Annotated in this window: 18 protein-coding genes; all 18 read right to left on the bottom strand. The window is 54.1% G+C overall.

All coding sequences use genetic code 11. The features are described from left to right. Positions 1–460 precede the first annotated feature (460 nt). Entirely contained in the window at positions 461–1,591 is a 1,131-nt protein-coding gene (gene ftsZ / locus CJP46_RS27240) for a cell division protein FtsZ (RefSeq protein WP_094598788.1), read from the bottom strand. Positions 1,592–1,652: 61 nt separating this feature from the next. Continuing rightward, complete coding sequence (ftsA, locus tag CJP46_RS27235) at positions 1,653–2,933, bottom strand: cell division protein FtsA (protein WP_094598787.1); 1,281 nt, start codon at positions 2,931–2,933, stop codon at positions 1,653–1,655. 195 nt (positions 2,934–3,128) lie between these two features. Continuing rightward, entirely contained in the window at positions 3,129–3,896 is a 768-nt protein-coding gene (locus CJP46_RS27230) for a cell division protein FtsQ/DivIB (RefSeq protein ID WP_094598786.1), read from the bottom strand. A gap of 61 nt (positions 3,897–3,957) precedes the next feature. Further along, the gene (gene murA, locus CJP46_RS27225; protein WP_094598785.1) at positions 3,958–5,241 is read right to left on the bottom strand and encodes a UDP-N-acetylglucosamine 1-carboxyvinyltransferase; all 1,284 of its coding nucleotides are present in this window, start codon (positions 5,239–5,241) and stop codon (positions 3,958–3,960) included. Between the two features lie 16 nt (positions 5,242–5,257). Continuing rightward, positions 5,258–6,163: a UDP-N-acetylmuramate dehydrogenase gene (gene murB, locus CJP46_RS27220; protein ID WP_094598784.1), complete on the bottom strand. Its 906-nt coding sequence runs from the start codon at positions 6,161–6,163 to the stop codon at positions 5,258–5,260. A gap of 162 nt (positions 6,164–6,325) precedes the next feature. Next, positions 6,326–7,435 (bottom strand): undecaprenyldiphospho-muramoylpentapeptide beta-N-acetylglucosaminyltransferase, encoded by a 1,110-nt coding sequence (gene murG / locus CJP46_RS27215; protein WP_094598783.1) that lies wholly within the window; start codon positions 7,433–7,435, stop codon positions 6,326–6,328. A 7-nt stretch (positions 7,436–7,442) separates the two neighbouring features. Continuing rightward, positions 7,443–8,540 (bottom strand): stage V sporulation protein E, encoded by a 1,098-nt coding sequence (spoVE, locus tag CJP46_RS27210; RefSeq protein ID WP_094598782.1) that lies wholly within the window; start codon positions 8,538–8,540, stop codon positions 7,443–7,445. A gap of 48 nt (positions 8,541–8,588) precedes the next feature. Beyond that, the gene (gene murD / locus CJP46_RS27205; RefSeq protein ID WP_094598781.1) at positions 8,589–10,010 is read right to left on the bottom strand and encodes a UDP-N-acetylmuramoyl-L-alanine--D-glutamate ligase; all 1,422 of its coding nucleotides are present in this window, start codon (positions 10,008–10,010) and stop codon (positions 8,589–8,591) included. Positions 10,011–10,013: 3 nt separating this feature from the next. Beyond that, positions 10,014–10,979 carry a phospho-N-acetylmuramoyl-pentapeptide-transferase gene (gene mraY / locus CJP46_RS27200; protein ID WP_094598780.1) on the bottom strand — a complete coding sequence of 322 codons (966 nt, stop codon included), beginning with the start codon at positions 10,977–10,979 and terminating at the stop codon, positions 10,014–10,016. Positions 10,980–10,999: 20 nt separating this feature from the next. Further along, positions 11,000–12,400 carry a UDP-N-acetylmuramoyl-tripeptide--D-alanyl-D-alanine ligase gene (locus CJP46_RS27195; protein ID WP_306431102.1) on the bottom strand — a complete coding sequence of 467 codons (1,401 nt, stop codon included), beginning with the start codon at positions 12,398–12,400 and terminating at the stop codon, positions 11,000–11,002. Beyond that, positions 12,400–13,887 (bottom strand): UDP-N-acetylmuramoyl-L-alanyl-D-glutamate--2,6-diaminopimelate ligase, encoded by a 1,488-nt coding sequence (locus CJP46_RS27190; RefSeq protein WP_094598778.1) that lies wholly within the window; start codon positions 13,885–13,887, stop codon positions 12,400–12,402. The genes CJP46_RS27195 and CJP46_RS27190 overlap by 1 nt, the downstream gene beginning before the upstream one ends. 66 nt (positions 13,888–13,953) lie before the next feature. Continuing rightward, on the bottom strand, positions 13,954–15,939 hold the full coding sequence (locus CJP46_RS27185; protein WP_094598777.1) for a stage V sporulation protein D: 1,986 nt from the start codon (positions 15,937–15,939) through the stop codon (positions 13,954–13,956). Positions 15,940–16,033: 94 nt separating this feature from the next. Beyond that, positions 16,034–18,313 (bottom strand): penicillin-binding transpeptidase domain-containing protein, encoded by a 2,280-nt coding sequence (locus CJP46_RS27180; RefSeq protein WP_094598776.1) that lies wholly within the window; start codon positions 18,311–18,313, stop codon positions 16,034–16,036. An 18-nt stretch (positions 18,314–18,331) separates the two neighbouring features. After that, complete coding sequence (locus tag CJP46_RS27175) at positions 18,332–18,748, bottom strand: FtsB/FtsL family cell division protein (RefSeq protein WP_094598775.1); 417 nt, start codon at positions 18,746–18,748, stop codon at positions 18,332–18,334. Between the two features lie 86 nt (positions 18,749–18,834). Continuing rightward, on the bottom strand, positions 18,835–19,785 hold the full coding sequence (rsmH, locus tag CJP46_RS27170) for a 16S rRNA (cytosine(1402)-N(4))-methyltransferase RsmH (RefSeq protein ID WP_094598774.1): 951 nt from the start codon (positions 19,783–19,785) through the stop codon (positions 18,835–18,837). A 20-nt stretch (positions 19,786–19,805) separates the two neighbouring features. Next, complete coding sequence (mraZ, locus tag CJP46_RS27165) at positions 19,806–20,243, bottom strand: division/cell wall cluster transcriptional repressor MraZ (protein WP_094598773.1); 438 nt, start codon at positions 20,241–20,243, stop codon at positions 19,806–19,808. Positions 20,244–20,457: 214 nt separating this feature from the next. Continuing rightward, a complete protein-coding gene (locus tag CJP46_RS27160; protein WP_094598772.1) occupies positions 20,458–21,729 on the bottom strand; it encodes an adenosylhomocysteinase in 1,272 nt (423 codons plus the stop codon). Positions 21,730–21,757: 28 nt separating this feature from the next. After that, entirely contained in the window at positions 21,758–23,389 is a 1,632-nt protein-coding gene (gene bshC, locus CJP46_RS27155; protein ID WP_094598771.1) for a bacillithiol biosynthesis cysteine-adding enzyme BshC, read from the bottom strand. Positions 23,390–23,393: the final 4 nt, after the last annotated feature.

Here is a 23,393-nt window from a genome sequence, read left to right as displayed (position 1 = left end):
GACGCCTTGACATGTTTATGGAATATTGAATCCATAACGCATAAACGAACCGCCGATATTCTCTTAAGCATTTTTTGGGAGATGTGATTAGTATAAAAACAATACCGTTCAAAGTCTGTCTAAAATTGGAGGGGGTTCCTCAACTTTTTTTGTCGAGTTCCGTTCTTTTATAGAGGAAGATTCGGAGGAAAAGAAGCCAAACCCGCAGTCGGCATGGGATTCGACACTCGCATTCTATCATCGATTTCTTATACGGATTCGATTGGTTCGGGTTTACTGCCAGATTATAAATTCTGTCAAAGAGGAACGTTCGGACGGGGTATATTACACAGATGGAAGAACACGTTCAAGCCGAGGTTTTCAGGAACGATGTGCAATTTCAAATGAACTCCCCTTTTACTCAAAAAAACACCCGCATTTCCGAAGAAATGCGGGTGTTTGACGAATGGCCTAGCCATCCTTAGTCGTTATTGTTCTGACGGGAACGATTCCGCAGGAACGTTGGAATGTCCAGTTGATCGCTGCTTGTCTGCTGATTCCCGAACGGACGCAGGTTGTTCGTGGTGTTGCTGCGCGATTCCGCCGGTTCCGAAGGCGCTGGTGTTCCTTGCTTGCGCAGCTGAGGCTGCTGCACAGGACGGTTCTCAAATCCGGTCGCAATGACCGTTACCTTGATTTCATCCTTCATGCTCTCTTCAATAATTGCGCCGAAGATCATATTGACTTCCGGATCGGATGCCGAGGTGACGATCTCTGCCGCTTCGTTGACTTCATACAGCGACAAATTGGTTCCCCCGGTAATATTCATAATAACGCCGAGCGCTCCCTCAATCGAAGTCTCAAGGAGCGGACTCATAATCGCTTTGCGTGCCGCTTCAGACGCGCGGTTCTCGCCTGTCGCCAGGCCAATACCCATCAGCGCTGATCCGCGCTCGGTCATAATGGTCTTCACGTCTGCAAAGTCGAGGTTGATCAGACCCGGAACCTTGATCAAGTCGGAAATGCCCTGAACGGCTTGGCGAAGCACGTTATCCGCTTCGCGGAACGCTTCCAGCATCGGGGTCTTCTTGTCCACGATTTCCAACAGGCGGTCATTTGGAATGACGATCAGGGTATCGACCTTTTCTTTCAACGCTTCGATGCCGAGCTCCGCCTGGGTGGAACGCTTGCGCCCTTCGAACGTAAACGGCCGTGTCACCACACCGACTGTCAGCGCGCCGCATTCCTTGGCGATTTCCGCGATGACGGGTGCTGCACCGGTTCCGGTCCCTCCGCCCATCCCCGCAGTAACGAAGACCATGTCTGCTCCCTTCAGCGTATTCATGATCAAATCGCGGGATTCTTCGGCTGCTTTCTTGCCGACTTCTGGATTTGCGCCTGCACCCAATCCACGGGTCAACTTGTCCCCGACTTGCAGTTTATGTTCCGATTTGGCCATATGCAATGCTTGGGCGTCTGTGTTCACCGTAATGAATTCCACGCCCTGCACGCCATTCTCGATCATCCGGTTTACAGCGTTGCTGCCGCCGCCGCCCACACCGATTACTTTAATCTGAGCCATGCTCTCCATTTCAAAATCAAATTCCAACATATTTCCCCATCTCCCCCTCATTGTGCATGGATGGCCCGTCCACGTTATATGGAAAACCTGCTTAGATGAATTCGCTGAACATTTTCTTCAACCGTTCAATGATACCCGGATTCTGTGCTGATTCCGAGTTGGTAGCAGGATTCGCTTTCGGTCGGTTCACTGTTTTCTTCACATTGCTGGTAGTGGCACTCGCCGTGTTGTTGGTGCTGCGTACGCGAATGTTGCGGATCACGTTGTGCAGTACCCCCACGCCGCTCGTATAGCCGGGATCTCTGACCCCGATATAATCAGGCACGGCGATTCGGACCGAAGCCGCCAGCTCGCCCTGTGCCACCTGAAGCACACCAGGCATGGAAACAGTTCCGCCTGTAAGAATATAACCTCCAGGCAGCTCGCTGTAACCAAGCCGCTTCACTTCTTCGCGGATCAGGTGAAAAATTTCCTGTACCCGGGGCTCGACAATGGACGCCAAATCCTCCTGGGTAAACTCCTTCTCCACATTGCTTCCGATGCGGACCACCTTGAAGGTTACGTCCGGAGCGGCGTCGGCCATTAAAGCACAGCCGTATTTCAGTTTTACTTTCTCGGCCTGGTCGGTCAGCGTCCGTAATCCGTAAGCGATATCGTTGGTTACGAATTCCCCGCCGATCGGCAGAGAGGATGTTGCTGCGATACTTCCCGCCTCAAACACGGCAATGGTCGTTGAGCCCGCTCCGATGTCAACCAGAACGGATCCCATCGTCTTCTCATCCTTGGACAGAGCCAACTGGCCCGCTCCCAAAGACATCAGGACCAAATCCTTGATCTTGAGTCCTGCCTTCTCCACACAGCGCAAAAGATTATGTATGGCTGTCTTAGCGCCGGTAATAATGATGGCTTCCACTTCCAAGCGGACACCGATCATGCCGCGCGGGTCATGAATTCCCTCCAGCCCGTCTACAACGTATTGTTTGGCAACTACATCAATAATTTCCCGGTCCGGCGGAAGAGCGACAACTTCAGCGGCCTTGAGCACGCGTTCGATGTCTTCCTCGCCGATTTCCCGATCCTCATTCGATACCGCCACAACACCGTGGCTTGATTGAAGTCCGATAGTATTCCCCGAAATGCCGACATAGACCTCCGATATTTGAATACCGACCATACGCTCCGCGTGGTCAACGGCACTGCGGATGGATTGTACAGTCTGGTCAATATCTACGATTGCACCCTTACGAATTCCTTCCGAGTCGGCAGATCCAACTCCAATAATATTAAAGGTTCCATTATTAACTTCCCCAATAATAGCACGAACTTTGGATGTACCGATGTCCAAACTAACAATGATGTCATTGTTGCTCAACCGTGGCACCTCCTGTTTTTATAAAATAACTGCGTAAAAAGACACTCAACTTTACATATTCAACATACATGATTCTTTCCCTCTTTTTTCTACAAATTTTTCAATTGCCAATCTTTGTTACGAATCTCTTCAAAATCAGAAGAAAAAAGAGGGAGATTTCATACTTGTCCGTAATTATTATTGTAGCATTTTTTACTATTCATGAGTAGTGGCATTTTGGCTGGCGTTTTCATCACCGGATGGTTGGAAAGGAACGTACGAATCAGCCTCTAGCATCGTGATGACTCCCGGCTCTTCCGTTTCAATGACCTGGTTAAGATACTCGACCTTGTCTTTTAATAGTGAGATGGCCGTAACGACCTCAAAACGCGAGCGGGTATACAGCTTGATCCGGTCCGGGAAAGATTCGGTCGGCGACGGGATGATCTCCGAGATGTCCGAAGTCAGCTCATTCGGAATTTGGCCCAGCACCTTGCACAGCGCGGCTTTGTTCGGATCGGACGCATTCCACTTCGTCAGGATCGGCTTCTCCACCGCGATTCCGGTATTATTTACCGAGACCGTCGCGCCGCTGGAGAGGATTGCCTGCAAATCCCCCTCCGCCGCAAGCTCGTAAGCCACGGTAGGATACTCTTCGATCGCAACGTTAATTACGCCCGGAAATTGCTTGTCCACCGTCGCCTTTTGGATCGATTTCACCTTGAGCAGGCTGCTCTCCACCTTGGATGGCGATACGCCGAAGAACTGGCTGCCGATCTGCAGGCCGCTGGCCTTCAGCAGCTCGTTCTTGTTCGTAAACGTATTGCCCTTGAAATGAACCTCCGTGACCTGACTCATCGTCGAACGAAAGAACAGAACGGTTAGGATTACGATAAATAGCAGCAGCAGGATCCAAATAATTCTTTTGCTGGCTTTTCTTTTGGGCTTGTCCTCTTTTAAAACAGGAATTTGAGCGTTAGGCATAGGATACTCTCCATAAAATGCCTCTTATCCCCTTCAACTGGCGAAGGGGATAAGCATGGCGTTAATTAGCTAAATCAAGCGGTTTGGGTACCGGCGTAAACCGGTGTATGTCCGCTCCGAGTTTTTGGAACAGCATTTCGATATGATCATAGCCGCGGTCGATATGATGTACCTGCTCCACCACCGTTTTCCCCTGCGCGGCAAGACCGGCAATAACCAGCGCCGCACCAGCCCGCAGGTCAGTAGCTTCAACAGTCGCTCCGTATAGGCGCTGAACTCCGCGGATAAAAGCGCTATTCAGGTCGATCGTAATATCCGCGCCCATACGGGTCAGCTCGTCAACATGCTTGAACCTGCCTTCAAATACCGTCTCTTTCATGACGCTGAAACCGTCGGCTAACGACAGCAGCACCATGACCTGGGACTGCAAGTCGGTGGGAAAGGACGGATACGGTGATGTTACGATCCGTTCCACCGCTTTGGGGCGGCTCATGCAGCTTACGCTCATTATATCATTGAGAATACTGATTTGAACACCAGCGCGCTTCAGTACGTGGATAAGCGAAGACAAGTGCGCGGGATTGCAGTGCGTCAAGGTTACATTCCCCCGCGTTGCCGCCGCGGCAATCATGACGGTTCCGGCCACGATCCGGTCTGGGATGATATCATAAGTGCATGGGGTCAGCTCCTGAACCCCTTGAATCGTGATCGTATCCGTACCCGCTCCGATAATGCTGGCTCCCATCCTGTTTAAGAAGTTGGCCAAATCCTGAATTTCCGGTTCACGCGCAGCGTTCGAGATCGTGGTCGTTCCACTGGCGGTGGCCGCGGCCATCATAATGTTTTCGGTTGCCCCGACGCTTGGGAAATCCAAATGGATGTCGGCACCGGTTAATTTGCGCGCCCTGCAAATAATCTGCTGATCCCTCTCCTCGATTTCCGCGCCAAGCTCCTGAAGTCCCCGCAGATGAAGGTCGATTTTCCGTTCGCCAATCGCACATCCGCCCGGCTGATAAACGGCAACCTCGCCGAACCTGGCCAGAAGGGGACCCATCAGAAATATGGAGGAACGCATTTGCCCCATTAAATCTTCCGGCACATGAAACGAATTGGCGGACGATGTATCCACGGTGACCGTCTCCTGCTCATGCAGCGTCTTGCAGCCGATCCTTTCGAGAATGCCCAGCATCACATCAATGTCCAGCAGCCGGGGGACATTATTCAGCCGAACTTCGCCTGCGGCCAGCAAGCTTGCTGCCAAAATCGGCAATGCGGCATTTTTTGCTCCATGGATACGTATGGTTCCTGATAGGGCTTTGCCACCCTCAATCACCAATTTGTCCAATGTATCACCTCCGAGTTTACCGCTCACCAACCGCATACACTTCCGGCATCAGTTCAATGCCGTATTCAGTTTGAATCGTCTCCTGAATGTGATGCATTAATGTGAGCACGTCCTCTGCTGTCGCTTGACCGGTGTTTACAATGAAATTGGCGTGCTGCATGGACACTTCTGCCCCTCCTATCCGTTTGCCCTTCAAACCGGCGTGTTCCACCAGCCTTGCGGCATGATCGCCTGGAGGATTTCGGAATACGCTCCCCGCACAGGCCATCTGCAGCGGTTGGGTGCAGCGCCGGTATTCTTTGAAGGCGGCCATCGCTTCCGCAATTTGCTTGCGGTCTCCCGGCCGCAGTTCAAACACGGCTTTCGCTACTATCCCTTTACGCTCATGAAGGATGGAGTGACGGTAGGCAAAGGCCATCTCTTTTGCAGTGTAAGTCACCAATTCTCCTGTATCCAGTACAATCTCAGCGGACTTGAATATGCGTGACACATCAGACCCGTGGGCCCCGGCGTTCATGAACACGGCACCGCCTACGCTTCCGGGTATCCCTCCCGCAAACTCGAGGCCCGTTAAACCCTCTTTTCCGGCCAGGACACTAAGCTTTACGAGGGAGAAGCCTCCTCCGGCGGTAACCAGGTTTCCCTGAAAACGGGCGCGATCGAGCTCCCCGCCCAGTTTGATCACGACGCCGCGAAAGCCTTTGTCCGCAATGAGCAGGTTGGAGCCGCGGCCGATCTGCAGCCAGGGGATGTGATTCGTATGAAGCAGGGAAATCAGCTGTACCAGCTGCTCCACGCTGCCCGGAATGATAAGCGCGTCGGCAGGACCGCCGATTTTCCAGGTAGTGTAGCACTCCAGGGGTTCATTCCAGCGAATCGTTCCGACATGGGCTTCGGACAGTAGGGACTTCCACTGCTGCATCGCAAAGCATCCTCCTTTATTCGTAAGCGGGAAAGAAGCGGTTTTCTTGACCGGTACATTTCGGCCGATCACAGAACCCTGCCGGTATTCCATGGGTGATTGTCACGATTATAGAGTATCTTATGTAGTACATAACGCGTGTGTGACAATCGCCCACGTCTTTCACCGGCCCCTCGACAGACGCTGCATTTCCTCCACGATGACCTTAGCCGAATCCGGTTTGCCCAAGCTCTGGGAACTTGCGGACATTTCCTGCTGCAAATTGTAATTCATCATAATATCCTCAATGGACTCATAGAGCCGCTTGCCCGTCAGTTCCTTCTCCAGAATGACTTTGGCCGCGCCAGCCTTCTCCAGCTGTCTTGCGTTGGCGACCTGATGGTTATTGGTCACATTCGGGGAAGGAATGAGAATAGAAGGAATCCCGAGCGATGTGATCTCCGCCAGGAACGAGGCCCCGGCCCGGTTGACGATCAGGGAAGTCGCCGCAAGCACTTCCGGCATGTTGTGAATATACGGCAAAACGTGAAGATGGTTAGGAAGGCTTCCGAGCCGGCTCCTGATATCCTCACGAGTTTGGTCAAAATAAGCTTCTCCGGTAACGTAAACGAACTGGATATGCTTCAGCTTCTCAAGTCGCGGCGCCATTTCGATCATGGCGTCGTTGATGGCCTTGGCTCCTCTGCTGCCGCCCACGATCAGGACGACGGAGCTGTTCATAGGAATGCCCAGCGTGGCAAAACCTCTCTCCCGGTTCGCCGTCTGAACCGTCGTCGCGCGTGGATTCCCGGTGTAAATGACCCGCTTGGCTTTGGGAAAAGCGCCCTCGGAACCTTCAAAGCTCACAGCGACCGTGCTGACGTACCGGCTCAGAAACTGATTCGTCAGTCCAGGTATGGCGTTCTGTTCGTGAATGATACTCGGAATGCCGAGTTTGGCAGCCGCGTACACCACGGGACCGCAGACATAGCCGCCGGTGCCGATGACGACGTCCGGCTTAAATTCCTTCAGCATCTTCTTCGACGTTTGGACGCCCTTCAGAAAACGCATAACTGTTCTCACATTGTCCATCGATAGCTTACGGCGAAACCCCGTAATGTCGATGGCCTCAAACGGGAGGTTCTCCTGGGGAACGAGCTTGCTCTCCAGCCCCCGGGTACCGCCAATATATAAAAATTCGGAATCAGGATCTTCCGCTTCACATTGTCTCGCAACGGCGACGGCCGGGTAGATATGCCCACCCGTGCCGCCGCCGGATAATACGACGCGCAATGTATATTCACCTCGCATAACGTGATAGATTAAGTAAAATGCCGAGTGCAGTCAGCATCAGGGTTAACGATGAGCCTCCGTAACTGATCAGCGGGAGCGTGATTCCGGTGACCGGCATCATGCCGATGACGACGCCGATGTTAATGACGACCTGGACGGCGACCATCCCGATGATGCCCACGGCCAGTAGGCTACCGAACCGGTCCGGGATCGTCATGGCCACCCGCATCCCCCGCCATACGAGCACCAGGAACAGCAGCAGCACGATCAGACCGCCGATAAATCCAAGCTCCTCCGCCAGAATGGAGAAAATAAAATCGGTCTGGGGCTCCGGTACGTAGCTGTATTTCTGCCGGCTCATGCCCAGTCCGAGCCCCCCGAGTCCGCCGGGTCCGATCGCATACAGCGACTGGATGATCTGGTAACCGGCACCGAGCGGATCCGACCACGGATCAAGAAAAGCGGTGATGCGCTTCAGCCGGTATGGCGCGGCGATGATCAGCCCCGCAAAGCCCGCTATCCCGCCAAGTCCGAGAAAACCCAGATGGCTGAGCTTGGCCCCTGCCGTAAAAACGATCATCATCGAGGCGCCCAGCATGACCGTGCCAGTCCCCAAATCCGGCTGCATCATGATCAGCCCGAAGGCCAGTCCAATCAGACCGAGGGGCGGCAGCAGCCCTTTGCCGAACGACGTAATGTTAAAGTTCTCGTTGCTCAGCCACTTCGACAGGAACAGAATCATCCCGAGCTTCATAAATTCGGAGGGCTGAATGCCGAAGGAGCTGATTCCGAGCCAGCTTCGAGCACCTCCGCGTACAACGCCGATGCCCGGTATCAGGACGATGACAAGCAGCCCAAAGCAGATGATCAGTCCCGCCTTGGCGTATTTTTTCCATACATGGTAGTCCAAATTTGCGGTAAAAAACATCGCGACCAGTCCGAGTCCGGCAAACAGCATCTGTCGCTTGACGAAATAGAATGAATCGCCGTAATCGTGAAAGCCCAGTACGGAGCCTGCGCTGTATACCATGATCATGCCGATCGTCAGCAGGCCCAAGATACACAGAAGGAGCCACAGATCCGGCGCCGGTCGTGTCTTGTTCATGAGGAGGCCACCTTTTGCCAGGAAGTAGGGGCTTATCCACCCCCCTACTTAAAGATTATGCACCGCCTCTTTAAAAATGCTTCCGCGCTCTTCATATGAGGCAAACATGTCCCAGCTCGCACAGGCCGGCGAGAGCAAAACGATGTCTCCTTCTTCGGCGAGAGCTGCGGCCTCTTGTACCGCGGAGCGCAGCACAGAGGCGGCGTCCTCACCAGTATCGACCTTGCGGATGTGCTTTAATCCAGCCATTTCGGCTACCTTCGCGATTTTGTCCGCCGTTTCGCCAAGCACCACGACTGCCTTAACGTGCTCGCTGAGCAGCGGCATCAGCTCCATGTAATCCGATCCGCGGTCAAGACCGCCGGCAATCAGCACGACCGGCTGATGGAACGAGGCGAGCGCCATGCCTGTCGCTTTGGCGTTCGTCGCTTTGGAATTGTTGTAATAAGCAGCTCCGCCGACGTCCATTACATACTCCAAGCGGTGTTCCACCCCATGGAAAGAAGCCAAAGGTTCGGCCAATTTGTCTGCTGCAGCGCCGGCTGCGATCGCGATCGCGCAGGCCGCTGCGGCGTTTGCGACGTTAAACCGGCCGGGAATACCGATTTCCTTTACTGGGATGATTACCTGGGACCGCCCGTCCGAATCGCGGTATACAATGCTGCGCTGAAGATCGTCTTCCGTATCCGGAATATATGGCGGGCTCACATACACGCCGACTTGCAGTTCCTCCGTCGTCGAGAACGGAAGCAGCTTGGCCTTAATATAAGGCACCAGGCTGCGGCAGTAAGAATCATCCCAATTGAGGACCGCGGTATCTTCCTCTTTCTGGTTTGCGAACATTTTCGCTTTGGAAGAAGCATAGTCTTCCAAGCTGCCATGATAGTCGAGATGGGTTTCCGTCAGGTTCAGCAGACAGCCGATGCGCGGACGGAAATCCGTCGTTCCTTTCAGCTGGAAGCTGCTGAGCTCGGTCACCATCCAGTTGCCGGCATCGGCATCCTGAGCCGCTTCGCAAAGCGGCGTGCCGATATTGCCGGCCACGATCGGGCGCATGCCGGCCGCTTCCAGCATTTGGCCCACCCACGTCGTGGTGGTCGTTTTGCCGTTGGAGCCGGTAATCCCGATAATCGGCGCCTCGCAAATATGATAGGCAACCTCCACTTCGGTCACCACTTCGATCCCTAGGCTCAGCGCCTCCTGTACCGGTGAAGCGGTATATGGAATCCCCGGATTTTTGACAAGAAGAGAAATACCGGGATGAACCAGCCCCTCAGGATGACCGCCGCAAATGACGGTGATTCCCAAGGTCTCCAGTTCCCCGGCTTCGGGACATTGATCCTTTTCCTTGCGATCATTCACGGTGACAATCGCACCGGCTTGATGCAGCACTTTGGCGACTTGCACGCCGCTCCGGGCAAGCCCGAGCACAACGATCTCCTTACCCCTGTACGAATCTGGATGCTTCATCTTCTACAACCCCTTGTTCAAGTAAAGTCCAAGTCCCGCGAGCACGATGCCTACCGCCCAGAAGGTGATGACAACCCGCCATTCGGACCATCCGGTCAGCTCAAAGTGATGGTGAATCGGACTCATTTTAAAGATGCGTTTGCCCCGGGTCTTGAATGATGCGACCTGAAGAACGACGGACAGCATTTCGATGACGAACACGCCGCCGATTACGATAAACAACAGCTCGGTTTTGGTGACGATGGCGATGCCGCCGATGGCTCCGCCGATGCCGAGCGACCCCATATCTCCCATGAATACTTTGGCTGGATGGGCGTTAAATACAAGAAAACCGAGCACCGCCCCGATCATTGCAGCGGCACAAACGGCGGCCGACAGCGAAGTCGCCTGCATGGCGACGATGGCGAATGCGGCAAAAGCGATGGCGCTGACGCCGGACAGCAGGCCGTCGACCCCGTCCGTGAAATTGACCGCGTTGGTTACGGCCATCATCATAATGACGATGAACGGATAATAGAACCATCCGCCCCAGTCAAACGACCACGACGTTCCCGGCACGCTGATCGCCGTGCTGTGGCCGTTCTGGATGAGCAGATAACACATGATCGCTGCGAAGAGCAGCTGCCCGACGAGCTTCTGTTTCGCCGTCAGTCCGAGCGAACGCTTGAACACGATTTTAATATAATCGTCAAGAAATCCGATGAGGCCGAAGCCAAGCGTAGCTACCAGCAGTACGTAAAAGTCCGTATTAATGACGGAAAATTTCAGAAAAGCAAGCGTAAAGGCCAAAATAATGACGATCCCGCCCATCGTTGGCGTTCCGGCCTTCTTCAAGTGGCTCTGCGGCCCGTCGTCGCGGACCTGTTGGCCGAACTTCAGCCGCCTGAGCAGCGGAATGAGCAGCGGAGCGGCAATCACTGCGAGAATAAAAGATACGCCGATCGTTAACAGCAATAGTTGATAGTCCATGGATTCACCTCCTCTGTGCGCTATTTCTGCAAGTTTTCCTTAACTAGAGCATCCACAATTTCTTCGAGCTTCATACCCCGCGATGCCTTTACGAGCACCACATCTCTGGCATGAACGCGTTTGATGAGATGAGGAATCAGTTCGGCTTTATCCGTAAAAGAAAACACGCCCAGATCCGGACGGAGCTTCCGGGCCGCTTCGGCCGTTTCCTGCGAGAGAGGTCCGTACGTGTACAGCACATCCACACGGTCCGCCGCGGCGTACTGTCCGATCTCGGCATGGAACTCCTTCTCCTGCGGCCCAAGCTCCAGCATGTCCCCCAGCACGGCCACCTTGTGATGATAGCCTTTGAGACTATGAAGCGCATCGATCGCCGCTTTCATGGAAGTCGGGCTTGCATTGTAGGCGTCGTTCAGAATGGTCAGTCCGCTCGGCGCCTCGATTTGCTCGATCCGCATCCCGGTTAGATGCAGTCCGGCCAGACCGGTTCGGATGTTCTCCTCCGTAATCCCGAAATGGCGGGCTACAGCCAAAGCCGCAAGGCAGTTAATGACGTTATGCTGGCCGAGCAGCGGCAGATCCAGCCCCTCCTCCGGATGCAGCAATGACGTAAAAATAATCCCCTTGCTGTGGAACATCATGCCTGTCGGGTAATCGTCGTTGCTGTGGTCCAATCCAAACGTAAAGGTCTGCAGACCATCGGGCTTCACCGTTTCGGCTTCGCCCAGCACCGTCGGGATCAGCGGTTCGTCTCCATGGTAAATCAACAGGCCGCCGGGCTTCATGCCGCTGATGATTTCCAGCTTGGCCCGGGCGATTTCATGTCTTGAGCCGAGCTGAAGCAGATGCGCTTCCCCGATATTCGTAATGACCGCCACGTCAGGACGGGCGATCTCGGAGAGGCGTTCGATCTCGTGCCGGCCGCTCATTCCCATTTCCAGCACGGCGATTTCCGTATCCGTCGGCATCTCCAGAATGGTTAAGGGCAGTCCAATATGATTATTGAAATTGCCCCCTGTTTTATGAACTTTATAGGTCGTTGACAGAAGGGTATACACCATATCCTTCGTCGTCGTTTTACCGTTGCTGCCCGTAATGCCGACTACGCGGCAGCCTACTTCCGCTAAGTAGGCCTCGGCCAGAGTCTGCAGCGCCGCAAGCGTGTCATCGACAAGGATGACCGGTCCCTCAGGCGTCTCGCCCCGATCACGCTGCCACAGCGTCGCCTCCGCCCCATCCTTCAGCACGGATGCGGCGTACGCGTGTCCGTCGAAACGTTCGCCGACGAGCGGAACGAACAGGCTTCCTTGCTTTATTTTTCGGGAATCGGTAAACACGCCTTGAATCGGCAGATCCCGGTGTTGTTCTTGCGAGAGTGTTCCTCCGCACATGGCGGCCATTTGGCCTAAAGTCGTCGTAATCACTTATCCAATCCCCTTATCGCTTCCTTGGCAACTTCACGATCGTCGAAGTCGTAATTCGTCGTACCAATGGTTTGATAGGTCTCATGACCTTTCCCCGCAATCAATACTACATCCTCAGGGCTTGCCATTTCAATAGCCTTTTGTATAGCCGTCCGCCGGTCCACGACCATCTCGTACCGCTCCTGCGGAACGCTGTCATCCTTCAATCCCTGCTCGATGTCCTTCAGAATCAGCTCCGGGTCTTCGGTTCTCGGGTTGTCGGATGTGACAAAAATGAAGTCGCTGTACTTGGCCGCAATTTTGCCCATAATCGGACGTTTGGTCCGGTCCCGGTCTCCGCCGCAGCCAAACACGGTGATGACCCGGCCCTCGGCGAATTCGTTGACCGTCTTCAGCACGTTCTCCAGACCGTCAGGCGTATGCGCGTAGTCGACGATGACGGCAAAAGGCTGTCCGGCATCCACCGATTCGACCCGTCCGGCCACGCCCGGTACCGATTCAAGGCTGCGCTTGATATTTTCCAGCTCAATGCCTTCCAGCAGGCCTGCGGTGATGGCGGCAAGCGCATTGTAGACGTTGAACTTGCCGACCATTCTCAGCTGGATATCGGCGCTGCCCCGGAAGGTGTCCACATGGAAGGAAGTTCCCTGCGCCGTCACCTTCACTCCGGTTGCCCGGACGTCCGCACTGTTCTCAACACCGTATGTAATGACTTCGGCTGCCGTAATTTTGGCGAAGTAGGAGGATGCTTCATCATCCGCATTCAGAACGGCAAATTTGCGCTGCTCCGGCTGGTGAGCGAATTTGTTGCCCAGGCGAGCGAAGAACAAGCCTTTGGCCGCGCGGTATTCCTCCATCGTTTTATGATAATCGAGGTGGTCCTGCGTCAGGTTGGTGAAAATGGCGGTACGGAAGTCGGTCCCCTTCACCCTTCCTTGCTCCAAGGCATGGGAGGAAACTTCCATCACGCAGCACTCCACGCCGTTTGCCGTCATGTCATCCAGCGAACGCTGAAGCTCCAGCGCTTCCGGCGTCGTACCCGACATCTCGAAGGTCCGCCCGCCGTAGCGCATCTGGATCGTGCCGATCAGGCCGGTGTTCACGCCTTGGTCACTCATCATTTTTTCAATGAGGTAGGTCGTGGTCGTCTTGCCGTTGGTTCCCGTCACGCCGATCATTTTCATATGGGAGCTTGGCGAACCGAAAAACACATCGGCCAGAACGGCCATGGCAAACCGGCAGTCCTTGACCACGATCTGAGGGAGGTCGATGTCCAGCTTCCGCTCGACAACGAGCGCCGCCGCCCCTTTCTCCGCGGCCTGACCGGCATAGTCATGACCGTCGACCGTGTGGCCCGGGAGGCAGATAAACAGGTCCCCCGGTGCCACTTTACGCGAATCCACCTGGATGTTTGTGATCGTGATGTCGCCGTCTCCGGTAATTTTTGCCGTCGTTAATGCTGATGCCAGTTCATTTAGTTTCATCTCTTGATCCCTCGCTCTAGTTCTATTAGTCTCGAATATCGCCGCATTCAATTATGGGGTGAGGCATCATTCTGCTGTTGAGCCGGTTCCGTCCTGCGGGTCGTCCGCATCGTCTTGCTCATCCTTCACGTCCGCCGCCGTCCCCATATAAATCCGGATCGTCGATCCACGCTCCACACGGCTGCCCGGTTTGGGCGCCTGGCTGATGACCGTGTTCCCGGTCCCGGATTTGGCCAGCATAAAGTTCATGTTCAGATCTTCGTATAAATCTTCAACCGTCGCTCCGACCAGGTCAGGAACGGTGTCGATCGGCGTATCACCGTATTTATAAGTTTTCGGCAGCTGATCCTTGCGCTCCGGCACTTTCAGTACATGCAGAGAATCTTCGAGAATGTGCTGGACGATCGGCGCCGCCACGACGCCGCCGAATTGAATGCCGGCTGGATTATCCACTGCGGTGTAAACAACGATTTGCGGATCGTCTGCCGGTGCAAAGCCGATGAAAGAAACGATATGCTCCGAGGAGGAGTAGCGGCCATTGACAACGATCTGGGCGGTACCCGTCTTGCCGCCGACACGATAGCCGTCGATGAAAGCGGGTCTGCCCGTCCCTTTGGCCACTACGCTCTCCAGCGCCTCGCGCACCTGCTTGGACGTATCCTCCGAAATGACCTGTCTGACCAGCGTCGGCTTCGTTTCGCTCACCGTTTCACCGGTCTCTGGATTAATCCACGCCTTGGCAACGTAGGGCTTAAACAGCTTGCCCCCATTGACGGCAGCCGACACGGCTGCCACCTGCTGGATCGGCGTCACGGACACCCCTTGTCCGAAAGCTGTCGTAGCCAATTCGACGGGGCCCACCCGCGACGGCTTGAACAGAATGCCGTTCTCTTCCCCGTTCAGATCGATGCCCGTTTTGGACCCGAATCCGAAATTGCGGATATAGTTAAACAGCGAATCTTTGCCTAAACGCTGGCCCAGGACGACAAAGCCCGGGTTACAGGAGTTCTCCACGACCTGCAGGAACGTTTCGCTGCCGTGGCCGCCCCGCTTCCAGCATCTGAGGGTGGCTCCCCCGACCTTAATATATCCCGGATCGAAAAACTGCTCATTCTTGAGATCAACCTTCTTCTCCTGAAGGGCAGCCGCCAGTGTGATGATCTTGAAGGTCGAACCGGGCTCGTACGTCATCCAGATCGGCAGGTTCCGGTTATACACCTCGGAAGGGTATTGCTGATAATTCGCCGGTTCAAATCCAGGTCGGCTCGCCATTCCCAGAATCTCCCCTGTTTTCGGATTCATCGCGATCGACCAGGCGCCGCGGGCCTGATACTGTACCATAGCCTGGTCCAGCTCCCTCTCCATAATCGATTGAATCGATTTATCGATCGTGAGCTGGAGATTGAGGCCGTCTCTAGGCTCCTCGTATTTCTCGGATGATCCCGGCATCAACCTGCCGCCCGCATCGGACAAATAGGAGATGCTGCCGTTGATGCCCTGCAGCTTGCTGTCATACCTTTGCTCGATCCCGGTCAGGCCCTGGTTGTCGATACCCGTAAAGCCCAGGATGTGCCCGGCCAAGTCGCCGTAAGGGTAAAACCGCTTATTGTCCTCAGCAACGACGATACCCGGCAGCTCTAAATCACGAATTTTCTGAGCAAGCTCCATCGTAATTTTGCGTCCACCGGGTTGCAGTCGTTCAATCCTTGATTTCTTGGTAATAGACTTCATAATTTTGTCTTCGCTCATACCCAGCAGAGGAGCCAGCGTCTTCGCCGTCTTCTCGGGCTCCTTGATCTGAACAGGGATCGCCATGATCGTCGGCGTGCTTATATTATAAGCCAAGGCTGTCCCATTGCGGTCCTGAATCTCGCCCCTCTTGGCCGTGGACGGAATTTCCCGGCGCCAATTCTCCTCGGCCTTGGCGGATAATTCACCGCTCTTCCCAAGCTGGACATAGGCAAGCCTCCCGACCAGAGCGGCAAACAACAGGCTCAGGATCAGCAAGCTCCACAGCAGCCTTCGCCTCATGGTGACGTTAGAAACCTTCATTTGTTATCCCTCCCCGCTTCCCTACAGCATCATGACTGTTCATATCATGAATATTCGGGACAACCAGGGGATAGAACAAGCTGTTTGCCGCTCGTCAGTTATCGCCGGCTTCTTCACCGGACTTGCCGCCGGCCGAATCGTCCGCTGACGTATCCTTCGAACCGGACTGATCCTCCGTGGAGGAGGAAGTGGTATCCTGCGATGTCTTATCGTCCTTGACCGGCTTCAGCGTCAGCTGGACGGAACGCTTGCCGTTCTTGTCCGTGACCAGCTGCTCGGTGACGTATCCTTCGCCATCGACGGTAACCGAGCATTTCAGGAGCGTCAAAATATCGAGCGCGTCGCGCAGCGATTCGCCTTTCAGGTCCGGTACGGTCATTTTGTCAGCTTCTTCCGTGAGCAGATAGATCCGCTGCCCCGGACTCATCGCCGTTCCCGCGGCCGGGAACTGCCGGATGACCGAGGCGCCCTTGCCGATCGTTTCGAAGTCGATGCCTGCGTTCAGCAACTTCTGTTTCGCGTCCTTCACGGCCAGCTTCGTCAGCGTCGGAGCCGCTGAGCGTTCCACCGTCGTTTTGCCGTCCGACGTCTTCTTGGTATACGTCTTCGGCACGCCCATATACGGCAGGGCCTGGGACATGATTTTCTTGAATATCGGAGCCGCCACCTTGCCGCCGCCGGCTTCCGGATCGTTCGGCTGGTCCACGATGACGATGAGGGCGATTTTCGGATCGTTCACCGGCGCAAAGCCGATAAAGGAAACGACGGATTTCGTATAATCCGGCTTGCCGTCGGACCCGTATTTCACCGCGGTACCGGTTTTACCTGCAACCCGGTATCCGTCGATGTAGGCGTTACGCCCGGTACCTTTTACCTGGTCCGCCACGACTTGCTCCAGGTAGCTGCTCGTTTCCTTGGAAGCTTCCGGAGTGATGACCTGGCGGACGACCTTGCTCGTATCTGGAGAGTCAATGACTTTTCCAGTATCCGGATCGGTAATCTCTTTGATGATGTGCGGCGTCTTCAATTTACCGCCGTTCGCCACCGCACTGATCGCCGCCAACTGCTGGATCGGCGTCACGGATACGCCGTGGCCGTAAGAAGCGGTAGCCACTTCAACCGGACCCGGCAGATTGATCGTGGTGGAGACTTCGCCAGGCAGCTCAATGCCTGTCTTCTGACCGAAACCAAAATCCTTGATATATTTCAGCAGGCGCTCTTTTCCGAGCATTTCCGAACCCAGCTTGACGAAGGCGACGTTACTTGACCGCTTCACGCCCTCCAGGAACGTGATCGGCCCCCAACCCGAACGGTTGATATCATGAAGGTACGTATGAGTCCCTTTAACCTGGATTTGTCCGGACTGGTACATGGCGTTCGGGTTAAACAGCTTCTCCTGCACCGCCCCCGCGAGTGTCACGATCTTGAACGTCGATCCCGGTTCATACGTGGCCTTGACGGCATAGTTGAAAAAGTCCTTCTGATTATCCGTGTTCCAATACGTATTCGGATTAAAGGTTGGCAGGTTGGCCATCCCGAGAATCTCCATCGTCTTCGGATCGGCCGCGATGACGGTCATGCTGATCGGCTTGTATTCTTCATACGTCTCTTTCATCGCGTCTTCGATATAATACTGGATCGTATCATCGATCGTCAGCTTTAAATTTTTACCATTGACAGCCGGCTTGTACACCATATTGGGTTCAGGAAGCTGGTCCCCCTGCCGGTCGCTTTCGTATTTCATCTCCCCGGAGGTGCCTTTAAGAACATCATCTTTGTATGCCTCAAGACCGGCGATGGCCTGTCCGTCACGGTCTGTCCATCCCAATATATGAGCCGCCAGCGTTCCTTTCGGATAATACCGTTTTTGCTCCTTGATCATGCCTAGCCCAGTTTCAAGAACCTTTTTCTCTTTCTTGAGCTCCGCCTTCAGCTGTTTGTTGAATTCATCGATCTGGCCCTTCTTCTTTTCGTCAATTTTCCACCCTTCGTTCCGGACCTCCCGGTTGGTGCGATATTTTCCATCTTTGTCTTTGGCTGTCACAAGTGCCTTAAGTTCGCTTTCATCCTTGCCCAAAATCTTGTGCAGACCTTCGATAATTTCGTTCTCCAACCCGTTTTCGTGGATGACGGCCGGATTGACGATAACGGTATAGGCCGGAACGTCAGATGCGAGAATATCGCCATTCCGATCCGTGATCGTGCCGCGGGATGCCGGAATCGGGACTGTTTTCGTCCATTGGGCCACCGCACGCTCATGCCAATCATCACCATTGACAACCTGCAGTGCAAATACCCGAATCAACAGAACAACAAAAAGGAGGGTGATGAATCCTCCTAGGAGCAGTGTGCGAAGTTTTATTCTTTTAATCATACTCAACCCTCACAAGCTCTATTTTTTTGCGGTTTCCGACCCCGTTCCGGCGTTGTCTTTGCCCGTCGTATTAGAACGCGGAACGGTAAGCGCATCCTTGCCCGGCTCTTGGAAACCAAGCTGGATCGCCTTGTCGCGGATTCCGACTTCAAGGCGCTGCTTCTCGGCCTTAAGCTCTTTAATGGTCACGTTCATTTGTTTAACATTCTTGTCGACCTTCTGCCCTTGCTTGTTCAGGTCGTAAATGTTGGCGTTTTGCCAGATGATCAGGCTTGCCACCATGACGCAGATTCCAACCGTCAGCAAATAGAGCAGCTTTTCCTTGATCGGCAGATATGTACGGCGAGTAACGACTTTCGTCTTCTCCCGGTACCCGGGAGACGTTCGTTCAGCGGCTTTCTCCTTTACTGCCAGGTTACCACGCGTATAGGCCATGTCTGATTCCCCTTTGTCTTAGTCTTTACGCCCTGAACATGAATCCTTGCCTTCAAAAATATGAATCGAGGGTCAGAAGCGTTAGTTTATATTTTCTCAGCAACTCTCAGCTTGGCTGAACGCGCACGCGGGTTCTGTGCAAGTTCCTCTTCACCCGGCACGATCGGCTTGCGGTTGACTAGTTTCATTTCACCCTTCCCGCCGCACACACACATCGGAAAGTCCGGTGGGCAGGTGCATTTGCCTACGTAGCTGTTCAAAATTTGCTTGCAAATCCGGTCCTCCAGCGAATGAAACGTGATCACCGATACTCTTCCGCCTGGAGCAAGACAGCGAACCGCCTGATGCAGCGCTTCTTCAAATGCGCCGAGCTCATCGTTCACAGCGATCCGAAGGGCCTGAAAGCTTCGTTTCGCCGGATGGCCGCCCGTTCTCCGTGCTGCCGCCGGAATGCCTTCTTTAATTATATCGACCAATTCGCCCGTAGTTTGAATGGTCTTCTGCGTTCTGCGCTCGGCGATAACTCTGGCAATCCGCCTAGAGAACTTCTCTTCGCCGTATTGGAACAAAATCCGGGCAATTTCCTGCTCAGGCCATTCGTTCACAATTTCGGCGGCCGTCAAGGACGCCGACTGATCCATCCGCATATCGAGCGGTGCATCGTAATTGTAACTGAATCCTCGGTCCCCTTCGTCAAACTGAGGAGATGACACGCCCAGATCGAACAAAATGCCGTCCACCTGCGGAATGCCGTCCTTGCTCGGAACGGCCAGCTCCCGAAGGGTTTCCTCCAGATGCCTGAAATTCGTCTTGACCAGGGATACGCGGTCTGCGTATGGGGCCAGTCTTTCCTTCGCGTTATCGAGTGCCCAGTCATCCTGGTCCAATGCGATCAGCCTTCCGTATTCCCCCAGCTTGGACGCGATCAGGGAACTGTGGCCCGCACCCCCAAGCGTGCAATCGACATAAATGCCGTCCCTCTTCACGCGCAGCCCTTCTGTCGCTTCTTCTTTAAGCACCGTGATGTGATGAAACAAGCTGCAGCCCTCCAAACTCTCTACAAATCAAAATTCAAATCAACCAGCTTCTCAGCAATATCGTTAAACGTCTCTTCGGATTGCTGGAAGTATTCCTCCCAAGTATCCTTGCTCCAAATCTCCACGCGGCTCGATACACCGAGCACCACGCATTCTTTCTCCAACTTTGCGTATTGGCGGAGATTGCCCGGTAAATTTACCCTTCCCTGTTTATCCCACTCGCATTCCGTCGCACCCGAGAAAAAAAACCGGGTGAACGCACGGGCATCGGATTTCATCAGGGACAGTGATTTCAGCTTTTGTTCCAAAATTTGCCATTCATTCATAGGATATACAAATAGGCATTGGTCCAAGCCTCGGGTGATCACAAAGGAGGAGCCAAGCAGCTCGCGGAATTTGGCAGGTATGGTGACTCGGCCCTTATCGTCTAAGCTGTGTTGATATTCCCCCATAAACACCGGTCACTCACCCCTTTAACCCCAAATCCCCACTTTGCACCACTTTCCACCACTTAAGGATACTAGATTCGCCGGATAAAATCAAAATCCTGCCTTATCCACATGTTTTTTTGTGGATAATTCCAACCCCGCCCGGCGGGCAAACACAGCAAAAACCCCCTGATTCGCGAAGAATCAAGGGGTTTTCCACATGTGGATAACCACAATTTACCGATTATTCGTGGGTGGACCAGCTGTCCAAATACCGGATTTGCTCCTGGCTCAACCGGTCGATCTGAATCCCCAGGCTTGCCAATTTATGGCGCGCCACCTGCTCGTCGATTTCGAGGGGCACGTTCAGCACCTGAGCGTCCAGGTTTTGATAATTATCGTTCACATATTTAAGCGACATCGCCTGCAGGGCGAACGTCATATCCATAATTTCCGCCGGATGCCCGTCTCCCGCTCCAAGATTAACAAGGCGGCCTTCGGCGAGGAGATAGATTTTGCGGCCATCCGTCAGCTTGTATTCTTCGATGTTGCGGCGCACGGTGCGAACCGTTTCCGCCCTTGCGGACAGTTCCGGCTTGTTGACTTCCACATCGAAGTGGCCGGCGTTCGACAGAATCGCCCCGTCTTTCATGACGTCGTAATGCTCACCGGTAATAACGTCCCGGTTGCCCGTCACGGTCACGAAGAAATCACCGTGCTTCGCGGCTTCCAGCATTGGCATCACTTCAAAGCCGTCCATGTGCGCTTCCACCGCGCGGATCGCATCGACTTCCGTGACGATGACTTTGGCACCGAGTCCTTTGGCCCGCATCGCCACTCCTTTGCCGCACCAGCCGTAGCCCACGACGACAACGGTTTTGCCGGCTACGACCAGGTTCGTCGTGCGGTTGACCGCATCAAAGACCGATTGGCCTGTACCGTAGCGGTTATCGAACAAATACTTGCAGTATGCGTCATTGACCGCCACCATCGGAAACTTCAGCAGCCCGTCTTTTTCCAAAGCTTTCAGGCGAATGATGCCTGTCGTCGTCTCTTCCGCACCCCCGCGGATCGTCTCCATCAGGTCCGGCCGCTCCGAATGAAGAATCGTAACCAGGTCTCCGCCGTCATCAATGATGAGGTCGGGTTTGGTCTCCAGCGCCCGGATCAGGAATTCTTTATACTCCACCGGATCCGGATTGTATTTGGCCAGCACGGTCACGCCGTCTTCCACGAGCGCCGCACATACATCATCTTGTGTGGACAGCGGGTTGCTGCCTGTAATCGTGACATCCGCTCCCCCGGCCTTTACCACCTTAGCCAGGTATGCCGTCTTCGCTTCCAAATGCAGCGAAATGGTGACCTTCAGCCCTTTAAACGGCTGCTCCGCTTCAAACTGCTTGCGGATTTCGTTTAACACCGGCATGTGGGCTTCTACCCAATCGATTTTCAAATGGCCTTCCGGTGCCAGCGCCATATCCTTGACGACGCTGTTTTGCAGTGAAGATGAACTCATCTCATTGCCTCCCTATCCCTCTAATTGATTAACACTCGATAATGCGGTGCTCCGCCGTAAAATGGTCCGAGGTGCGGATCAAATCGTGAATCCATTCGAGGCCGTAGCGGTTTAAATAGTAGAAAATATTAAACACCCGCTCCTGCGGCTTGCCCAGCGGAAACAGGGAAACGCCGATCCGGTCCCACTGCCGCAGCGCGGCTTCGTGCTTCTTCTCCACCGCCTCGCGGGTTTTACGCTCCAGATAGGAAATTTGCTCCAAAATTTTGCCTTTATTCTTCTCGCTTAGCGGGATCAAACCAGACTGAATCGTGCCGAGCTCCCGGATCAGCGGTTCGTACAGCTGTTCAAAGGCTTGGCGCGTCTCGTTGAATTTCGGCCCGATATGGAACTCCTCTTGGCTGGAAAGCCACTGCTGACGGGCTTCTTCAAAACGGTGTTGAACGTCCTGGAACGTCACGCCGAATTTATCCATGTATTTCTGGAGGGCGCCTTCGACCAAGGTGAAAGACATCCGCGGAAGGAGTATCGGCATTCGGAGGCCCAGGATGTCGAAAGCCTGCTTCGTAATGGCCCAATAGGAAATTTCCCCCTGCCCCAGCACGGTACAGAGTACCGGGAACAATGACTCCTGCATCATCGGACGCGTCAGCACATTGTTGCTGAACCGTTCCGGATGGGTGCGAAGCTGCTCTAAGAGCTCGCTCTTACTTAGGTTGACGATTCCCTTACGATCGGTGAACCGGTCATCCTGTTTGTACAGCAGCAGACGGTTTCCTTCATATATATAAAACAAATTGGCGCCGCCGGCCGCAACTTCCGCCTGAAGTGAGTAGCCTTTGCCGGTAATACACGCCGCCGCCTGCTGATATGCCTGCTCCAGCTTGTCATTGCGCTCGATTATTTTTTCAAACACCGGAACCTCTAGGTTGCGCAGCTCAGGGTCTGCCGAATCGAGCAAAATCAAACCGTACTGGCCAAACAACCGGCCGAGCAGCTTGGCAAATGCGTCGCTGAGGTTATCCGACTGTTCTGAAGCCTCATGGATCCATTTCAAAATATCCGGCTTGTTATCGCTGTCCGGGAGCCATCGGCCCAGCTGATCCAAGGACTGCTTCCATTCGTTCGATCCGACCGGAATCGCGCTCACGGACGAGCGGGGGCCCGGCTTCGCTTCCATCTTGATTTTGGCGACCTTCAGCTCCGGCGTCATGACGTAAGTATGGTTCACCTCATCGAAGTCATGGTCCTCGCCAGCGATCCAGAATACGGGCACCACCGGCCGGTTGAATTTCGCTTCCGCTTCTTGCGCCGACTGAATAATGGTGATGGCTTTATAGATCACCAGCAGCGAACCGGTAAACAGTCCGCTTTGCTGTCCCCCCACCACGGCCAGCGTCCCTTCCTTCGCCAATAAATCCAGTGAATTATGTACCGCCTGATGGTTATTGTGCCGGCTGTTATAACGCCGCAAAACTTCAACCAGTTCGCCCCGGTTAACCCGGCTGGACTCCGATTGGTCAAGCCATTCCACACGTTTCAGCCAGCTTGCTTCTTCGCGAAAATCTTCACCGTATAAATGCTCCACTTCGCTAAAACGGTTTATATAATCATCTGCAAGAGCCGAACCGCTCTTGAGTGAGTCGGAAACCACATTCATGGGT

Source organism: Paenibacillus sp. XY044 (assembly GCF_002257645.1).
Taxonomy (GTDB): domain Bacteria; phylum Bacillota; class Bacilli; order Paenibacillales; family Paenibacillaceae; genus Paenibacillus_AQ.
This window is presented reverse-complemented; position numbering and strand designations above follow the sequence as displayed.